Raw genomic sequence first — 17,619 nt, forward strand, 5'->3', positions numbered from 1 at the left:
TGTTAAATATCCCCCTTTTTTGAGCGCTTAGTGTTTAAGTGGTAGACTCAGAGCAAGTTAAATTTAACAGATGGATTAACAATGGATAAATTAGCCGTTTTATACGCCGAACATATTGCAACACTGCAACAGCGTACTCGTACAATTTGTAATAGCGAAGGGTTAGAAGGATTAGTAATTCATTCAGGCCAAGCTAAGCGCCAGTTTTTAGATGATATGTATTATCCATTTAAAGTTAATCCACAGTTTAAAGCATGGTTACCGGTTATTGATAATCCTCATTGCTGGATTGTGGTAAATGGCAGCGACAAGCCAAAACTCATATTTTATCGTCCAGTAGATTTTTGGCATAAAGTACCAGACGAGCCTCGTGACTTTTGGGCTGAGTACTTTGATATAGAGCTATTACTTCAGCCTGATCAAGTTGAAAAGTTATTACCATACGACAAAGCTAAATACGCTTACATGGGCGAATATATTGAAGTAGCGCAAGCACTTGGTTTTAGTATTATGAACCCTGAGCCTGTACTTAACTATTTTCATTACCACCGCGCTTATAAAACGCAGTACGAACTTGAATGTTTACGCAACGCTAACCGCATTGCAGTAGATGGGCATAAAGCTGCTCGCGACACATTCTTCAATGGTGGTAGCGAGTTCGACATTCAGCAAGCGTACTTAATGGCAACACGTCAAAGCGAAAATGAAATGCCATATGGCAATATTGTTGCGCTTAACGAAAACTGCGCTATTTTGCACTACACGCACTTTGATCCACAAGCGCCACACACTCATAACTCATTTTTAATTGATGCTGGTGCAAACTTTAATGGTTATGCTGCTGATATTACTCGTACGTATGATTTTAAAAAGCAGGGTGAGTTTGCTGAGCTTGTACAAGCGATGACAGTTCAACAAATCGAGTTAGGTAAAGGTTTAAAGCCGGGTATGCTTTATGGTGATTTACATGTTGAGTGCCATAACCGTATTGCACAAATACTCAGTGACTTTAAAATTGTTAACCTACCCGCTGAGGAAATTGTTGAGCGTAAAATTACCTCTACTTTCTTCCCACATGGGCTAGGGCATCATCTTGGTTTACAAGTGCATGATATGGGCGGTTTTATGAGTGACGAAAAGGGCACACATCAACCATCGCCTGAAGGGCATCCGTTCTTGCGTTGTACTCGCCTGATCGAAAAAAACCAAGTGTTTACCATTGAGCCAGGCTTATATTTTATTGATTCACTGCTTGGTGATTTAGCGCAAACCGATAATAAGCAGTTTATTAATTGGGAAAAGGTTGAGTCATTTAAACCATTTGGCGGTATTCGTATTGAAGATAACATTATTGTTCACGAAGATAGCTTAGAGAATATGACACGAGATTTAGCGCTCGATTAATTCTAGTTAACACTAATTAGTTTATACACGTTAAAATACGTACATTATTTAAAGGGGCCTTTTGGCCCCCTTTTTACAAGTTTAAAATATGCCTGAATATAAATATCCCGCTGCTGACGTTTTTCATCAAGAAGAAATTAAAAAAAGTACGTTTATAGTTCACATTGCACATACCCCCGATTTAAATTCAGCTAAAGCATTTATTAAAAGCATTGAAGAAAAGTATAGCGATGCGCGTCATAACTGCTGGGCACATGTGGCAGGCAACCCCGGTGGCAGCCATGTTTATGGTTTTTCGGACGATGGTGAACCAAATGGCACTGCAGGAAAACCTATGTTAAATGTGCTGGTGGGTTCAGGCCTTGGCGAAATCACAGCTGTAGTCACACGTTACTTTGGCGGAATAAAATTAGGCACGGGCGGATTAGTACGTGCTTATGGTGGCTCATTAAATAATGCATTAGTAAAATTGCAAACGGTACTTAAAGTTCCCAGTGTTGAAATTACAGGGAGTAGCGAGTACAGCATGCAAGGTGCGATTGAGCAGTTATTAAAAACAAAGTATCAAGTGCTTAATATTGATAAGCAATTTACTGCTAATATTGAATGGGTGATTACAATAGATAGCCGCGAAGCTCAGCAAGCAATCAAAGATATTTTTGATTTAAGTCACGGCGCAGTTGAGTTAACTATTAAAGAGTAATAACCTACACAAATTGCATGTAATGCATACTGACCCTATTTAATTTGGTTGATACTACTCAGCCTGAATTTACTAATAATAAAAGCGACAAGCTAAATGCAATTTCGTACCATCATAAAAATTCTTGGCCAACTTGTTGCGCTGTTTAGTATTACCATGGTGCCTCCGGCACTGGTGTCTTTAATATATAAAGACGGTGGTGGTGTTCCTTTTGTTTTAGCATTTATCTTTAGTGTTGTTATTGGCATGATGGCTTATTACCCAAACCGCCATGAAAACGGTGACTTAAAAGCACGTGAAGGCTTTTTAATTGTTGTTTTGTTTTGGCTGGTACTTGGGGCGTTTGCGTCCTTGCCGCTTATATTTTTACAAGAACCTAATTTGTCGCTCGCCGATGCGGTGTTTGAAGCATTCTCTGGCTTAACAACCACCGGCGCTACAGTACTTACCGGTATTGAGTACTTACCTAAGTCGGTATTGTTTTATCGCCAGCAACTCCAGTGGTTTGGCGGTATGGGTATAATCGTACTCGCTGTCGCTATACTCCCCATGCTAGGTGTTGGTGGTATGCAGTTATATCGCGCTGAAATACCTGGGCCTGTAAAAGATTCCAAAATGACCCCGCGAATTGCCGATACAGCAAAGCACCTTTGGTATATTTATGTGTCGCTGACTATTGCTTGTATGCTGGCTTATTGGGCAGCAGGGATGGAGTGGTTTGATGCGATATGTCATGCATTCTCAACGGTCGCGATAGGTGGTTTTTCTACTTACGATGCTTCCATGGGGCACTTTGACAGCCCTGTAATTAACTTTATTTGTGTGTTCTTTTTAATTATTGCCGCTGTTAACTTCTCCCTGCACTACGCTGCAGTGGCGAGTCGAAACGTACAAGTTTATATTCGAGACCCTGAGTTTAAGGTGTTTTTGTGTATTCAATTAGCGCTGGTGGTTATTTGCTTTACCGTACTTTCCTCTAATGAAATATTTGCTAATGGCGATGAAACCCTCGATCAGGCATTATTTCAAGCTGTTTCTATGAGTACAACAGCAGGCTTTGCTACTGATAACTTTTCAACATGGCCTTTGTTTTTACCTATTTTACTTATATTTTCGAGCTTTATTGGTGGTTGTGCAGGCTCTACCGGTGGTGGTATGAAAGTAGTGCGCGTGTTCTTACTTTACTTGCAGGGTGTGCGTGAGCTTAATCGTTTGGTGCACCCTCGGGCTATATATTCAATCAAGCTGGGTCGAAAGGCGTTGCCAGACAAAGTAGTAGAAGCCGTGTGGGGATTTTTCTCTGCGTATGCATTGGTGTTTATTATTATTATGTTAGCGCTTATGGGCACGGGTATGGATAACATAACTGCGTTCTCAGCCACTGCGGCTTGTTTAAATAACTTAGGTCCAGGTCTGGGTGATGTAGCATCGCATTATGGCGCTATAACCGATGGTGCTAAATGGTTGCTTACCATTGCAATGGTGTTTGGTCGTTTAGAAATATTTACTTTATTAGTGCTATTTACGCCTACTTTTTGGCGTGGATAAACGAGCGGCTTAAGTTTTAAATTACGAACTATTGGGAAAGGGATATGCCAACAAATTTAGAAAAGCTAAAGCATATAAGTGTAGGCAGCTTAGTCGACCTAGAAATATTAACACCTACAAGCAGTAAGCGTGTTAAAACTGAATTAGTTGGTTTACTCGATAAACAGTTTATTATTTTAAATTATCCCAATGCAAAGCGTTTACCTGCGGCGAGTGACTATTTACGTGATGGCGTAATGGTTGTTGTAAGAGCGCTTATTGAAGGTAGTGGTGGGCAAGTTATTGCGTTTCGCCAGCAAATTATGTCGGTAGCCTCTCATCCCGCTAAACTCGTGTTTATAAACTTTCCAAAGCAAGTGCAGTTATTTGCGCTACGCTCACAAACACGCATACCTACCTTATTACCTGCAAAGCTAAAGCTAAGTGACGATAGGGTACTTGAAGGCCTTATTAAAGACATTTCACTCACTGGTGTAATGTTTGATATTAGAGGCGATCAGCAAGTTGAAAGTATTAAAGATATGCAATGCACTGTCGTACTTAATAGCAGTGATAAAGATTTTGAAGGTGAAATTTGCAGTGTTAAAGAGCATGCCGCCGGTGTGCACTGTGGAATTAAGCTACTAGCAAGCGAGGATGAAATGAAAGCCTTTATGAAAGAGCATTTTATAGACCCTTCTGCGCTTGAGCCTACCGTTGAATAAATAGGTTTTCGCTTATTTGCAACAAAAAGGCATTTTATGTCAGTATTTATAAAATGTTTTTTCTCTCTTTCATAATTAAAATTATTATTTAAATAAAACAATTGATTACGTTTTGTTTTTTACAGCTTGTTTTTGTTATTAAAGCTTCCTCGTTAAAATTTATCTCAATTATTCTTTTAAATCCCTCCTTTTAAAACCATACATTTAAAAATGTATCTTTTTATATAAACATAACTATATGTTTTTAATGGTTTTAATGTAGGCCCTTTAAAACGTGTTGCTAAAGGGCAACAATAATTATTCTAAAAACGCCTTCTTGTTGTACGTTTTATATTTAACTTATTGAAAATTAATAGCTTTTAAATGTTGGCATCTAAGTTGTAATAGTCTAAGTGTACTGAACGAAATCGTGATTCAAAGTGAAATACTTAATCGCACACACATAAATTTGAAGGATACATATTATGAAAAGTATTAATAAAACTTTAGCACTTATCGCTATTGCATCTTCTTCAGCCGCTTTTGCTGCAACAGATTTTGACACACTGGATGTAGACGGCAGTGGCACAATTAGCCAAGCAGAAGCATCAGTAGATGCAAAGCTAATGAGCATGTTTTCTGAGCTTGATACTGACCAAAATGGTGAGTTATCAAAAGAAGAATTTTCAGAAGCTTAATTAAAAAGTATTTATCCTGAGTTGCCAAAGACACCTAAGTAGGCAAGGGAGCTTACGAAAGAGGATAACAAGGAAGTGGAAAATTACGTTTTAAGTTAAACGAAGCAATTTTTTTGATAGAACATTGAAGGATTAAGTTATGAAACATTTAAATAAAGCATTAGCACTTATAGTACTAGCATCTTCTTCCGCTGCATTTGCAGCATCAGATTTTGACAGCCTTGATATCGATGGTAGCGGCACAATTAGCCCAAGCGAAGCGGCAGTCGATACAGATTTAATGGCTGAATTTATTGAGCTAGATACCGACGGTAGCGGCGAGCTTTCTAAAGAAGAATTCGCTAATTACTAATTAATCTTTTCAGATTAAACATTTTTCACAGTCAGGGATCTTTGAAAAGGACTTCCCATATTACTAGGAATATTATTATGAAAACATTAAATACAACACTTGCAGTTATCGTTTTAGCATCTTCATCAGCAGCATATGCCGCAGTAGATTTTGCCTCTTTTGATGCAGATGGTAACGGTGCTATTACAATGGAAGAAGCAAAGGTTAACCCTCAGCTTGTAAAGATTTTTGATGATTTGGATACTGATGGTAATGGTGAAATCTCTAAAGAAGAGTTTTCAAAAGTACAGTAATCAATATTTAAGCATACTCCATTAAAGCCGCCTTAGTCAGCGGCTTTTTTGTGTATTAAATTAACTAATTAGAGTAACTAGTTAAAGGAATATAGCACTTACTTGGAATAGTTTTTCTACAACGGTAATGTGTTTTTTGTCGATTAAAAACATGATGACATGATCGCCCGACATAATAATTGTATCATCGTGAGCTATCAACACATCGTCATTACGTACTATTGCCCCAATGGTTGTACCTGCAGGAAGTTTTATGTCGGCAATCGCACGCCCAACCACTTTAGATGTGTTTTCATCACCATGAGCAACCGCTTCAATGGCTTCTGCTGCGCCTTTACGCAGTGAATACACGTTAACAATATCACCACGGCGTACGTGCGTTAATAACGCTGATATAGTTGCTTGTTGTGGCGATATGGCAATATCTATTTCGCCGCCTTGTACCAAATCAACGTAAGCTCCACGTTGAATAAGTACCATGGTTTTTTGTGCGCCCATACGTTTTGCAAGCATGGCCGACATAATGTTTGCTTCATCGTCGTTGGTTACGGCAATAAATACATCGACTTGTTCAATATGCTCTTCTGAGAGCAGTTCTTGATCAGATGCGTCACCACAAAAAACGACCGTGTTATCGAGCATTTCTGAGAGTTGCTCGGCACGTTCTTTACTGCGTTCAATTAGTTTAACGGTGTGGTTTTTTTCAAGTGAGCGGGCAAGGCCTGCCCCAATGTTACCGCCACCAGCTATCATAATTTTTTTATACGAACGTTCAAGTTTTTGTAGCTCGTTCATTACTGCGCGTATATGTTTTGTAGCGGCAATAAAGAATACTTCGTCATCGGCTTCAATAACGGTGGTACCCAATGGTTTTATTGCTTTACCTTGACGATAAATAGCAGCAACACGAGTCTCTACATTAGGGATGTGTTCTTTAAGTGCAGATAACGCATAACCTACAAGCAAACCGCCATAGTAAGCTTTTACGGCTACTAACGAGAGCATGCCATCAGCAAACTGCAATACTTGCAGAGCACCAGGGTAGTCAATTAAACGGCGAATATACTTAGTGACCAGTGCTTCGGGAGCAATGTAATGATCGATTGGTAAATCATCGTTTTGAAATAGTTTTTCGCGGTATTTTAAATATTGCTCTGAGCGAATGCGGGCAATTTTAGTGGGCGTTTTAAAAATACTGTACGCCACTTGGCATGCAACCATGTTCACTTCATCTGAACTGGTTACCGCTATAATCATATCGGCATCTTCAGCACCTGCACGGCGTAATACATCAGGATGCGCACTGTGGCCCATAACCCCTTGTAAGTCGTACTTATCTTGAAGTTCACGTAATCGGTTACCGTCTATATCAACAACGGTAATTTCGTTTTGTTCGCCAACTAAGTTTTCAGCAAGCGTAGCACCAACTTGCCCGGCACCGAGTATAATTATTTTCATTATTTACCCGTGGTATTGATCATAATTTAATTAAAAAAATAGCCATTTAATGTTTCATAAATGGCTAACTATTTAGTGTACGGCTATTAGGCTTTTTTAACTAGCTTAGCGTAATAAAATCCATCACTTTCACCGGGCAGTAACTGCAAACCTGGAGTTGTTACGGTATCATTTTCGTGTAGAGGTATATGTTCTACATCATCGTTATTAGCTAAAAACTTAGCAACTTGCAGTTGGTTTTCTTGTGGAAGAACCGAACACGTAGCATATACCAATGTGCCACCTGGTTTTAACAGTGGCCAAATGCTATCGAGAATATCGTTTTGTAACTTAGATAAGTCTTCGATATCTGATGCGCGACGTAACCATTTTATATCAGGGTGACGGCGAATTACGCCAGTGGCTGAACAAGGCACATCAAGCAAAATACGATCAAATAATTTTTCGTCCCACCAAGTATGTGGTTGTGAGGCATCGCCACATTGTAGGTCTGCACCTAAGCCAATACGAGTTAAGTTTTGCTTAACGCGTTCAAGGCGAGTTGAGTCGCTATCAAGTGCAAGTACATCAGCATCAGCAAGCTCTAATATATGACACGTTTTTCCGCCAGGTGCTGCACAGGCATCTAAAATATAGTCATCTGCTTTAGGTTCTAAAAAGCGGGCTGCCAACTGTGCTGCAGCATCTTGTACTGAACATGCACCTGTATCAAACTCAGGCAACGAAAATACATCACGTGGTTTGGCAAGCTTAATCCCATCAATAAAATCAGGGTTTAAGGTGTGTTCAATATCGTTAGCGCTAAGCATGTCGCTGTATTCTTGCGTGCTAAATTGAGCTTGATTTACACGAAGCCACATTGGCGCTTGTTGCTGGTTTTCTTCAAGTAGTGCTTCCCAGCTATCTGGGTAGGCTGTTTGCACCTGTTTAATAAACCAATTTGGATGGTTGTATAAACATACCGGAATAAGCTTCGCTTTTTCTTCAAGCTCTGCTTGTTGGCGCTGAAAACTACGTAAAATGGCGTTTATCAGCCCTTTTAATCCTAAAGCGCGCAGTTGAGCCAGTGCGTTTACAGTTTCTGAAATTGCAGCATGTGGTGGTACGCGCATATGCTGCAGTTGATAAATACCTACGTATAATAAAAACTGAAATATTCTACGTTTACCTTTTAATGGCTGCTCTACTAAGTGTTGGCAGTAATTTTCAAGGCTCGGTAAGTAGCGTAAAACGCCATAACAAATTTGCTGTAGCAACGCTTTATCTTTAGGCGGCAAGCCTTGGCTTGCAAATGGAAGTTCTTGATTAAGCGATGCGCCTTTATCAACTACGTTATATAAAGTTTCAGCGGCCAGCGCTCGTACGTTTGGAACATTACTCATTGTTTTCGCCTAATATTGTGCCAGGGGTAACCCAGTCACTACGACCATTTAAAAAGTCGTTAATTGCCATTGGTTTTTTACCTTGCGGCTGTAATTGCGTAATACATAAAGCGTGTTCGCCACACGCCACTACTACGCCATTTTTATCGCTTGATAAAATTTGCCCAGGATCACCTGATTGCAGCACAACCTGCGCTTGATAAATCTTTACTGTTTGCCCACCCATTTGGGTAAAGCACACTGGCCATGGATTAAAAGAGCGAATGTTTCGCTCAATTTGCAGTGCACTCATTGACCAATCGATATTAGCTTCCTCTTTAGAAAGCTTTTTAGCGTAGTTAGCAAGTTCATCATTTTGAGGTTCAGGGGTGATCTCGCCATTCGCTAATTTATTAATGGTTTCAATTAACGCGTCTGGACCTAGCTCAGCAAGCTTTGTATATAAACTAGCGCTAGTTTCTGTCGTGCTAATAGGACAGCGACTTATATGTAGCATATCGCCGGTATCTAGCCCTTCATCCATTTGCATTATTGTTACGCCGGTTTGTTCATCACCTGCCCAAATTGCGCGTTGAATAGGTGCAGCGCCGCGCCAGCGCGGTAATATAGAGCCATGCACATTTAAGCAACCTAACCGTGGGGCTTCTAATATAGCTTTAGGTAAGATTAAGCCATACGCTACAACAATCATAATGTCGGCATTTAAGCTTGTTAGTTCTGCTAGTGCTTCATCATTTTTTAATGACTGTGGCTGAAAAACCGGTAAGTTGTGCTCAAGCGCTAGCTCTTTCACTTCACTGGCTTTTAATTTTTTACCACGACCTGCAGGGCGATCTGGCTGGCTATATACACCCACTATTTGGTGTTCGCTTTGTATCAGCGCTTGTAAATGACGTGCTGCAAAGTCCGGCGTACCGGCAAATATAATGCGTAATGGTTGAGTCACTGAGTTTTCCTAAGGTACTTATTACTAATCTGCAAATTTAGCTTCTTTTTCAAGCTTTTTACGAATACGTTGGCGCTTTAATGGAGATAAGTAATCAATGAACAATTTACCTTGAAGGTGATCAAGTTCGTGTTGAATACAAATAGCTAATAATTCGTCTGCGTCTAAAACAAACTCTTCGCCGTTTTCGTTAAGTGCAGCAACGGTTACTGTTTCTGCTCGGTCTACTTTTGCATACGAGTTAGGTACTGATAAACAGCCTTCTTCGCTAATAGTAGAGCCATCTTTTTTAATAATTTGTGGATTAATTAATACCAGTGGCTCATCGCGCTCTTCTGATACATCAATAACAACGATTCGTTGATGAATATCTACTTGCGTGGCCGCAAGTCCAATGCCATTTTCATCGTACATTGTCTCTAGCATGTCTTTTACAATTTGGCGTACTGTGTCGTCAACTTGTGCAACATCTTTTGCTATAGTACGTAAACGTTCATCTGGAAATCTTAAAACTTCTAACCTAGCCATAGTTACCTTTTTCACTTGTGCTTAATTTAGGGTATTGTATGCTCTTATTTTAGCCATTCGCGTTCACCTTTAACAGGTTTTGGGCAATAATAATGAAAAAACAATACAAGGAAGCTCAATGAAATCTCCATTACTTGCAATCATGCTTACGTTAAGTGCTGCGTTTCCCGCAATTGCTGACGTGCTTAAAATAAAAAAAGATGCACCAAAACAGTATGTTGTAAAAAAAGGCGATACACTTTGGGATATTTCTGGTATCTATTTAGATGAGCCTTGGCTATGGCCTGAACTTTGGCAAATGAATCCACAAATTGACAACCCGCACCTAATTTACCCCGGTGACGCATTAGCGCTGATATACGATGCAGATGGAAACCCACGTTTAGTGATTAATAAAGGATATAGAAAGCTATCTCCTCAGGGTCGTATTACACCAAAAGGGCGTAATGCTATTACTACTTTGCCGCTTGAAATGATTAAACCTTATATCAGTTACGAGCAAGCAATGAACAGTGACGATATTAAAGGCAAACCTTATATTTTAGGTGCTAACGAAAATACTAAAACACAAACGTTAGGCCATATTTTATATGTTAAAGGCGACTTACAAGTACATAAAGCATATGCCATTTACCATAAAGGTGACCCTTACACCGATTTAACCGGTGAAGTGTTAGCAACGCGTGCATCTTACGTGGGTATCGCACGTGCGTTTAGAGCGGGTGATGAACACAATGGCGTGCCTTCGTCATTACGTGTTGAATCTGTTAAACGAGAAATTCAGCAAGGCGATTTTTTAATGCCGGCAATGGAAGGTCAAATGCTTCCTGCGTACTTTAATATACACCGTCCTTCTGAGCCTGTAACAGGGAATATTATTGCTTCCCCACGACAAGTTAGAGAATTCAGCACAATGGATGTTGTAGTGCTAAACTTAGGCAGTGAACAAAACATAGAAGCGGGTCATGTATTAGATCTAGAACGTCAATCGCCAACGGTTATTGATGGTCCTCGTGGCCCTCGTTACCCAGAAGATTCTAGTAAATACGAGAAGCTTTTATCTGATGTGAGCCAATTATTTGGTGGTGAGTCTGACGAAGAGAGCACAACGTGGACTATGCCTAAAGAAAAAGTTGGCGAGCTAATTGTCTTTAAAGTGTATGACAAAATAAGTTATGCATTAATAACTAAAAACCAGCACCCAATTCGCATTGGAGATATTGCAGTTATTCATTAAGAAGTAGCGAGTCGGTGCTCTAGGAGAGAGCATGGATCAGTCATCTGGCAAGCTAGCCCACTGGCTTGCCTTTTATATGTGTAAAGGGTTGGGTATCAAAACCCTTTTAGCACTATCTACAAATTATTCCCTTGGGTCGTTATTCGACTTATCTCATGACAAGCTTTTACAGCTTGGATTAACCGCTAATCAGGCGAGTAATTTACTCAACACCAATTGGCAACAAGTCAGTCATTATGAGCAATTAATAGCGCTGCACAACATTACAGTTGTCTGTATTTTTGATGCGCTTTATCCAGAAGATCTCCGACAGATTGCCAGTGCGCCTTTATTACTATTTTGTAGGGGAGATGTCTCGTTATTATCTACTCCACAAATTGCAATTGTAGGGAGTCGTAATGCCACACCTACCGGGCTTGAAATAGCATCAGAATTTGCATACGAGTTAACTTTAGCGGGTATTACAGTTACCTCAGGTATGGCACGGGGAATAGATGGAGCAGCACATAAGGGCTCTCTTGCTGGTACGGGTAAAACCATAGCGGTGCTTGGTACTGGGGTTGATATTTACTATCCTAAACGCCATAAACTATTAACAGATCAAGTTTTAGAAAGCGGCCTGTTGGTGAGTGAGTTTTTACCAGGGGCAGCTGCTCATGCGCATAACTTTCCGCGCCGAAATCGTATTATTTCTGGGTTATCGTTGGGAGTGCTTATTGTTGAGGCTGAAATTAAAAGTGGTTCGTTAATTACAGTACGCTATGCGCTTGAACAAAATAAAGAGGTATTTGCAGTACCGGGTTCTATTAAAAATCCGTTAGCGCAGGCAAGTCACTTTTTAATAAAGCAAGGTGCTAAGCTGGTAGAAAACGTGGCTGACATTCTTGATGAGGTGAGTTTTACTTACGACAATAATGTATGTAACAAAGAGCAGCCTATTCAGGCAAATTCTCAATGCGAGGTGTTAAATAGTATTGGCTTTGAAGTCACCAGCGTAGACGACATTGTACGTCGTGCGCAGTGGCCAATAGATAAAGTACTCAGTAGGTTGCTCGATTTAGAATTAGACGATCAGATTGAGCGAGTGTTAGATGGTTACATCAAGTTAAGCGCAGGAAGGTAATATGTTTGATATTCTTTTGTATCTTTTTGAAAATTACATTCATAGCGAAGCGGATATATTTGCAGAGCAAAATGAGTTAACCGATGAGCTACTGCGTGCGGGCTTTAATAAGCCTGAGATATTTAAAGCTCTTGATTGGTTAGAGCAACTCGCCGATTTACAACACAGCGATGAGTCTCCTTATCTTATTGCTAACCCTAAAGATGCTGTGCGTATATTTACCGATAGTGAATGCCAAAGGCTCAGTGCTGAGTGTCGTGGCTTTTTAATGTTTATTGAGCAAATAGGCGTAATTAACAATGTAACACGTGAAATGGTAATAGACTGTTTAGCCTCACTAGATAAACCAACCATAAGCCTAGAAGATTTAAAATGGATTGTACTTATGATCTTGTTTAATGTTCCTGGCTCTGAAGAGGCATATGAGCAGATGGAAGATTTGATTTTTGATGAACCCAGCGAACTTCTTCATTAGAGATAATTATCTTAATTGTACTCAAATTACTTAAAAGGATAAGCACGGCATTGCTTGTATCTTTAAGTGGTTTGGGTATATTAGGCGAAAATTCACCAACCTATTAGGATCACCATGAGTAAAATCGACCATTCGCTTTTCTCGGCGAACAAGCACGCCCTCGAAAAAGAATACGAGATATGCCCACAGTGTGGTTCAGAGTTAGTGATCCGCAATAGTAAATCAGGCCCTTTTTTAGGATGCGCAAGTTATCCCAAATGCGATTTTATTAGGCCGTTGGCACATCACGATAGTAACGAAATTAAAGTTCTTGAAGATTCAGCATGCCCGCAGTGCAGCAAACCGCTGGTGGTTAAAAATGGGCGCTACGGTATGTTTATTGGGTGTACGGGATATCCGCAGTGCCATTACATTGCTAACGAAAATGAAGAAAAACAAAGCGAAGACACTTTGCCAAGTTGCCCTAAATGCAAAAAAGGTCATTTAGTCGCGCGCAGTAATAAATTTGGTAAAGTATTTTATTCTTGTGATTGCTATCCAAGTTGTAAATACACACTTAATAATAAACCGGTTGAACACCCGTGTCCTGAATGTAACTGGCCCATAGTCATAGAGAGAAATATGGCAAACGGCACATTATTGCAATGCCCACAAAAAAGCTGCATGCATAAGCTCACCCCAACTGAATAACGTTTAATTATATCTGGAGACTACTTTGTCAGACCTTTCAAATACGCCCACTGCAATAACATGCTTAACGCAAGGCGAAGTTATTTTATACCCAACAGAAGCTGTATATGGTTTAGGTTGTGATCCAGATAATCAACAAGCCGTTGAGGCACTATTAGCTATTAAGCAGCGCCCGGTTGAAAAAGGACTTATTTTAATTGCTGATAACTACGGACAATTATTAAAATACGTAGATGATGCAAAAATACCAATGGATAAACGCGCTGATATTTTTTCGAGTTGGCCAGCAGCAATTACATGGGTTATGCCTGCATCTAAAGACACGCCAAAATGGCTAACAGGGCAGTTTGATACTATAGCCGTAAGAGTAACAAACCATCCAACAGTAAAGCGTTTGTGCCAAGAGTTTGGTAAGCCACTAGTATCAACCAGTGCAAACTTAACAGGACAAGAAACTGTTATTAGTATTGAGCAAGCTAAAGAGCAATTTGCAGAACAAGTTGGCTTTTACGTTGATGAGGCGTTAGGTGGTAATACTCAACCAAGCACAATAAAAGATGCCATGACTGGAAAAATATTTAGAGGTTAATATGCAAAGCGAATTATTAGATCAAGTAAAAGCATACTTTATGGCTTTGCAAGACACTATTTGCAAAGGTTTGGAGGCTGCAGATGGCAGTGCTAAATTTATAGAGGATAACTGGCAGCGAGCAGAAGGCGGTGGTGGTCGTACACGTGTAACCACAAATGGCGCTGTAATAGAGCAAGGCGGAGTTAATTACTCTCATGTATTTGGCGCTTCAATGCCAGGCTCGGCAACGGCACATAGACCAGAGCTTGCAGGGCGCAGCTTTCATGCGTGTGGTGTGTCGTTAGTTATTCACCCTAAAAACCCTCATGTACCAACAAGTCATGCCAATGTGCGCTTTTTTATAGCCGAAAAAGAAGGCGAAGAGCCAATATGGTGGTTTGGTGGCGGATTTGATCTCACTCCTTTTTATCCAGTATTAGAAGACGTACAGCATTGGCATCAAGTTGCTCACGACATTTGTGCGCCATTTGGTAGTGAAGTTTATCCAAAATATAAAACATGGTGCGACGAGTACTTTTATTTAAAGCACAGAGACGAGACGCGCGGAGTAGGCGGTTTGTTTTTTGACGATTTAAACGAACTTGGTTTTGAGCAAAGCTTTGCGTTTATGCAATCGGTGGGTAATGGCTTTTTAGATGCTTATTTACCTATTATTGAACGTCGTAAAAATGACGAATACACAGAGCAACAACGTGATTTTCAGCTTTATCGTCGCGGACGTTATGTCGAGTTTAATTTAGTATGGGATAGAGGCACGTTGTTTGGACTGCAAAGTGGCGGGCGCACTGAGTCTATATTAATGTCTATGCCACCACTTGCACGCTGGGAATATAACTATAAACCAGAGCCAAGTAGCCCAGAAGCTAACCTATATCAGTATTACTTACGCCCGCAAGAGTGGCTAACTAGTCAACCAAGTGAGTTGATAGCCAGAGAATGGCAATTATAACAATTACACAGTAATCAAAAAGGCGCTAATTAGCGCCTTTTTACATTGTAGCTAAATACAAATTTAATGCTGATTGATCATATGCGTTGCTAGTTGAGAGAATGATTGCTTTAAGCCTTCACGTAACAACGGATTGTCTATTTCTATATCCAGCGTTTTATTCATGCAGTGCATCCACTGATCGCGTAATGCTTTATCTACAGTAAAAGGCATATGCCTTTTACGTAGCATTGGCTGGCCATGTTTTTCAGTAAATAGGTTTGGCCCGCCTAACCAACCAGATAAAAATTCAAAAAATACTTGGCGAATTCGATCTAATGGCAGAGGATGCATATCATATAACGGTTTAGCGTATTCATCTGACTCCATTATGTCGTAGAATCGATTGGAGATAGCACGCGCCCCTTTCTCTCCACCTATTATTTCATACGGTGTTTTTTCAGGAGTAGGAGCCTGTTGCTCGGGAGCCGGCTTAGATTTAGAAAAAAGTCGTTTAATCATATTACTTATCATCGTTAATAGGCAGTATATAGCTGCAAAGAGGTTGCTTTAAAATGGACAAATATGCGGTTTTTGGAAATCCAATTAAACATTCAAAATCCCCCGCGATACATAAACAATTTGCTGTATCACTGGGTGAGCAAATCGACTATCGCGCAATATTAGCACCTATCGATAACTTTGAAAAAACAGTATTGTCTTTTTTTGAGCAAGGTGGTGTTGGTGCTAACGTTACAATGCCATTTAAAGAGCAAGCCTATGCAATGGCTGATGAGCTTACGCCATTAGCTAAAATTGTAGGGGCTGTTAATACATTAAAAAAACGAGATGATGGCACATTACTCGGTGATAACACCGATGGTGTGGGCTTTGTAAATGATTTACTCGCTAATGAAGTAGCCATAACTAATAAACGCATTTTAATCATAGGTGCGGGCGGTGCTGCTCGAGGGGTTATTTTACCTTTGTTAGAGCATAACCCTCAGGAAATAATAATAGTTAATCGCACAGCACAAAAAGCCAAAGAACTCGCAGAGCTGTTTACTCAATATGGACCAGTATCTGGCTTTGGCTTTAGTGATTTACCAGTAAGCGATTACTCACTAATTATAAACTCTACCTCTAGCAGTATGAATAATGAGCTTCCTGCTCTTGATGAAAAACACATAACTAACTGTGAAGTCGCTTATGACATGTTTTATTCACTGCAAAATACCATTTTTATGAATTGGGTTGCACAGCATAATATTAACGCTAAGCTTTTAGATGGTAGCGGAATGTTAGTTGGTCAAGCTGCTCAAGCATATTATGTATGGCGTAACAAAATGCCAAAAATACTTCCCGTCGTTGATGCGCTCAAACAAGGAATGCTTAAATGAATCAAGCAATACAGTTTATAGATAGGCTAGAGTTTAGAGAGCCCGATCATCAGTTAGTTTTTTTTGCACAAGTTAGTGGCATGCTGGTGGAATGTATAATAGAAGTAAATACACTTAAATTAACAGACGAAAGTCACGCAACAGAATATTTTGAAAAGTATCGTTTTGATTACGAAGAACGTGCCGAGGAGCTCATCGAAGAAGAGAGCTATAACTCGGCAGGCCAAATTGAAGTAAGCTTATTAACTTAAGTTAGCGATTTCAGCTAAGTATTCATCTTTAAGTGATACATAGTTATCGGCAGATATTTTTAAAAAGGCAAGTTCTTGCTCTGTAAGAGGGCGGACTTGCTTAGCCGGACTTCCTACATATAAGTAACCAGACTCTAAACGTTTGTTTGGTGGTACTAAAGAGCCGCCACCTATAATTACATCGTCTTCAACAACCACGTTATCCATAATAATAGCGCCCATACCTACTAGTATACGGTTTCCTAGTACACATCCGTGCAGCATTACCTTATGACCAACAGTTACATCGTCACCTATAATAAGTGGATAACCATCAGGGTTGCTTTTAGTTGCACGAGATAAATGCAATACACTGCCATCTTGTATATTGGAGCGCTTACCAATACGTATATAGTTAACATCACCACGTGCAGCTACTAACGGCCAAACACTACTATTATCACCTAAAGTAATATCACCAACCAAAACTGAAGACTCATCAATATAAACAGACGAATTAAACGAAGGTGTTATACCTTTATAAGAACGGATTGCCATATTTAGTACCTTTTAGATAATAGTTATTAGCTTTGAGTGTATCAGCAAGGTGATTTTTGTACCATACAGTGCACTGTTTGGTTACAAAACTATCAGTTTCAGGGGGTTTAGTTCAGATACTGACCGAACAGCATCTTTTTTTACTTTTTCTTTAAAAAAGTGCTTGCGTAAAAATCTGTTCTCCCTATAATGCGACCCCACTGAGACGGGAAACGCTGAAGCATAGCAAGGCACGAACTACTCAGAGAGTTAAATAAAACTTCGGTTTTGAATCTTCTAAAAAGAAAGTTTAAAACTAAGTGTTGACTCGAAAAATAAAGGGTGTATTATTCGCATCCCTTGAGACGCTAAAGCGACTCAAAACGTTCTTTAACAATATAAAGCAATCATC

The 17,619-nt window shown here is 39.8% G+C and carries 21 protein-coding genes; 15 read left to right on the top strand and 6 right to left on the bottom strand.

Annotation, left to right across the window (positions count from 1 at the left end):
- Positions 1-81: 81 nt before the first annotated feature.
- From pepQ to I6F47_RS19270, 7 genes are all read left to right on the top strand, one after another.
- A complete protein-coding gene (gene pepQ / locus I6F47_RS19240) occupies positions 82-1,404 on the top strand; it encodes a Xaa-Pro dipeptidase (RefSeq protein WP_197103594.1) in 1,323 nt (440 codons plus the stop codon).
- Positions 1,405-1,492: 88 nt separating this feature from the next.
- A complete protein-coding gene (locus I6F47_RS19245; protein WP_101216558.1) occupies positions 1,493-2,107 on the top strand; it encodes a YigZ family protein in 615 nt (204 codons plus the stop codon).
- 96 nt (positions 2,108-2,203) lie between these two features.
- Positions 2,204-3,655, top strand: a complete 1,452-nt coding sequence (locus tag I6F47_RS19250) for a TrkH family potassium uptake protein (RefSeq protein ID WP_121953916.1) — start codon at positions 2,204-2,206, stop codon at positions 3,653-3,655.
- Between the two features lie 44 nt (positions 3,656-3,699).
- On the top strand, positions 3,700-4,359 hold the full coding sequence (locus I6F47_RS19255) for a flagellar brake domain-containing protein (RefSeq protein ID WP_007584185.1): 660 nt from the start codon (positions 3,700-3,702) through the stop codon (positions 4,357-4,359).
- A 464-nt stretch (positions 4,360-4,823) separates the two neighbouring features.
- Positions 4,824-5,036, top strand: coding sequence for an EF-hand domain-containing protein (locus I6F47_RS19260; RefSeq protein WP_004335175.1), 213 nt, complete (start codon positions 4,824-4,826; stop codon positions 5,034-5,036).
- A 139-nt stretch (positions 5,037-5,175) separates the two neighbouring features.
- On the top strand, positions 5,176-5,388 hold the full coding sequence (locus I6F47_RS19265; RefSeq protein WP_004335174.1) for a calmodulin: 213 nt from the start codon (positions 5,176-5,178) through the stop codon (positions 5,386-5,388).
- A gap of 77 nt (positions 5,389-5,465) precedes the next feature.
- Positions 5,466-5,681 carry an EF-hand domain-containing protein gene (locus I6F47_RS19270; RefSeq protein ID WP_007584177.1) on the top strand — a complete coding sequence of 72 codons (216 nt, stop codon included), beginning with the start codon at positions 5,466-5,468 and terminating at the stop codon, positions 5,679-5,681.
- A gap of 81 nt (positions 5,682-5,762) precedes the next feature.
- Here the strand turns inward: I6F47_RS19270 and trkA are convergent, their stop codons facing one another.
- From trkA to def, 4 genes are all read right to left on the bottom strand, one after another.
- Complete coding sequence (gene trkA, locus I6F47_RS19275) at positions 5,763-7,139, bottom strand: Trk system potassium transporter TrkA (protein WP_004335170.1); 1,377 nt, start codon at positions 7,137-7,139, stop codon at positions 5,763-5,765.
- 86 nt (positions 7,140-7,225) lie between these two features.
- Entirely contained in the window at positions 7,226-8,521 is a 1,296-nt protein-coding gene (rsmB, locus tag I6F47_RS19280; protein WP_197184380.1) for a 16S rRNA (cytosine(967)-C(5))-methyltransferase RsmB, read from the bottom strand.
- Positions 8,514-9,467 (bottom strand): methionyl-tRNA formyltransferase, encoded by a 954-nt coding sequence (gene fmt, locus I6F47_RS19285; RefSeq protein WP_007584170.1) that lies wholly within the window; start codon positions 9,465-9,467, stop codon positions 8,514-8,516. The genes rsmB and fmt overlap by 8 nt, the downstream gene beginning before the upstream one ends.
- Before the next feature lie 24 nt (positions 9,468-9,491).
- Entirely contained in the window at positions 9,492-9,995 is a 504-nt protein-coding gene (gene def, locus I6F47_RS19290; RefSeq protein WP_197184381.1) for a peptide deformylase, read from the bottom strand.
- 118 nt (positions 9,996-10,113) lie between these two features.
- Between def and I6F47_RS19295 the strand changes: the two genes are divergently transcribed.
- The 6 genes from I6F47_RS19295 to hemF all read left to right on the top strand — a co-directional run bounded on the left by I6F47_RS19295 (position 10,114) and on the right by hemF (position 15,061).
- The gene (locus tag I6F47_RS19295) at positions 10,114-11,232 is read left to right on the top strand and encodes a LysM peptidoglycan-binding domain-containing protein (protein WP_007584165.1); all 1,119 of its coding nucleotides are present in this window, start codon (positions 10,114-10,116) and stop codon (positions 11,230-11,232) included.
- Between the two features lie 31 nt (positions 11,233-11,263).
- Positions 11,264-12,355 carry a DNA-processing protein DprA gene (dprA, locus tag I6F47_RS19300; protein ID WP_197184382.1) on the top strand — a complete coding sequence of 364 codons (1,092 nt, stop codon included), beginning with the start codon at positions 11,264-11,266 and terminating at the stop codon, positions 12,353-12,355.
- Position 12,356: 1 nt separating this feature from the next.
- A complete protein-coding gene (locus I6F47_RS19305) occupies positions 12,357-12,830 on the top strand; it encodes a DUF494 family protein (RefSeq protein WP_197184383.1) in 474 nt (157 codons plus the stop codon).
- Positions 12,831-12,944: 114 nt separating this feature from the next.
- The gene (locus tag I6F47_RS19310; protein WP_101216780.1) at positions 12,945-13,520 is read left to right on the top strand and encodes a DNA topoisomerase family protein; all 576 of its coding nucleotides are present in this window, start codon (positions 12,945-12,947) and stop codon (positions 13,518-13,520) included.
- Between the two features lie 25 nt (positions 13,521-13,545).
- Positions 13,546-14,109, top strand: a complete 564-nt coding sequence (locus I6F47_RS19315; protein ID WP_197184384.1) for an L-threonylcarbamoyladenylate synthase — start codon at positions 13,546-13,548, stop codon at positions 14,107-14,109.
- Between the two features lies 1 nt (position 14,110).
- The gene (gene hemF, locus I6F47_RS19320; RefSeq protein ID WP_197184385.1) at positions 14,111-15,061 is read left to right on the top strand and encodes an oxygen-dependent coproporphyrinogen oxidase; all 951 of its coding nucleotides are present in this window, start codon (positions 14,111-14,113) and stop codon (positions 15,059-15,061) included.
- Positions 15,062-15,124: 63 nt separating this feature from the next.
- Here the strand turns inward: hemF and I6F47_RS19325 are convergent, their stop codons facing one another.
- The gene (locus I6F47_RS19325) at positions 15,125-15,562 is read right to left on the bottom strand and encodes a group II truncated hemoglobin (RefSeq protein ID WP_024609094.1); all 438 of its coding nucleotides are present in this window, start codon (positions 15,560-15,562) and stop codon (positions 15,125-15,127) included.
- A 53-nt stretch (positions 15,563-15,615) separates the two neighbouring features.
- Between I6F47_RS19325 and aroE the strand changes: the two genes are divergently transcribed.
- Complete coding sequence (gene aroE, locus I6F47_RS19330) at positions 15,616-16,440, top strand: shikimate dehydrogenase (protein WP_165723095.1); 825 nt, start codon at positions 15,616-15,618, stop codon at positions 16,438-16,440.
- Positions 16,437-16,691, top strand: a complete 255-nt coding sequence (locus tag I6F47_RS19335; RefSeq protein WP_007584142.1) for a DUF1488 family protein — start codon at positions 16,437-16,439, stop codon at positions 16,689-16,691. The genes aroE and I6F47_RS19335 overlap by 4 nt, the downstream gene beginning before the upstream one ends.
- Here the strand turns inward: I6F47_RS19335 and I6F47_RS19340 are convergent.
- Positions 16,683-17,228 carry a gamma carbonic anhydrase family protein gene (locus tag I6F47_RS19340; RefSeq protein WP_197184386.1) on the bottom strand — a complete coding sequence of 182 codons (546 nt, stop codon included), beginning with the start codon at positions 17,226-17,228 and terminating at the stop codon, positions 16,683-16,685. The genes I6F47_RS19335 and I6F47_RS19340 overlap by 9 nt on opposite strands.
- Between the last annotated feature and the right edge of the window lie 391 nt (positions 17,229-17,619).

Source organism: Pseudoalteromonas sp. NZS37 (assembly GCF_015864265.1).
Lineage (GTDB): Bacteria > Pseudomonadota > Gammaproteobacteria > Enterobacterales > Alteromonadaceae > Pseudoalteromonas > Pseudoalteromonas arctica.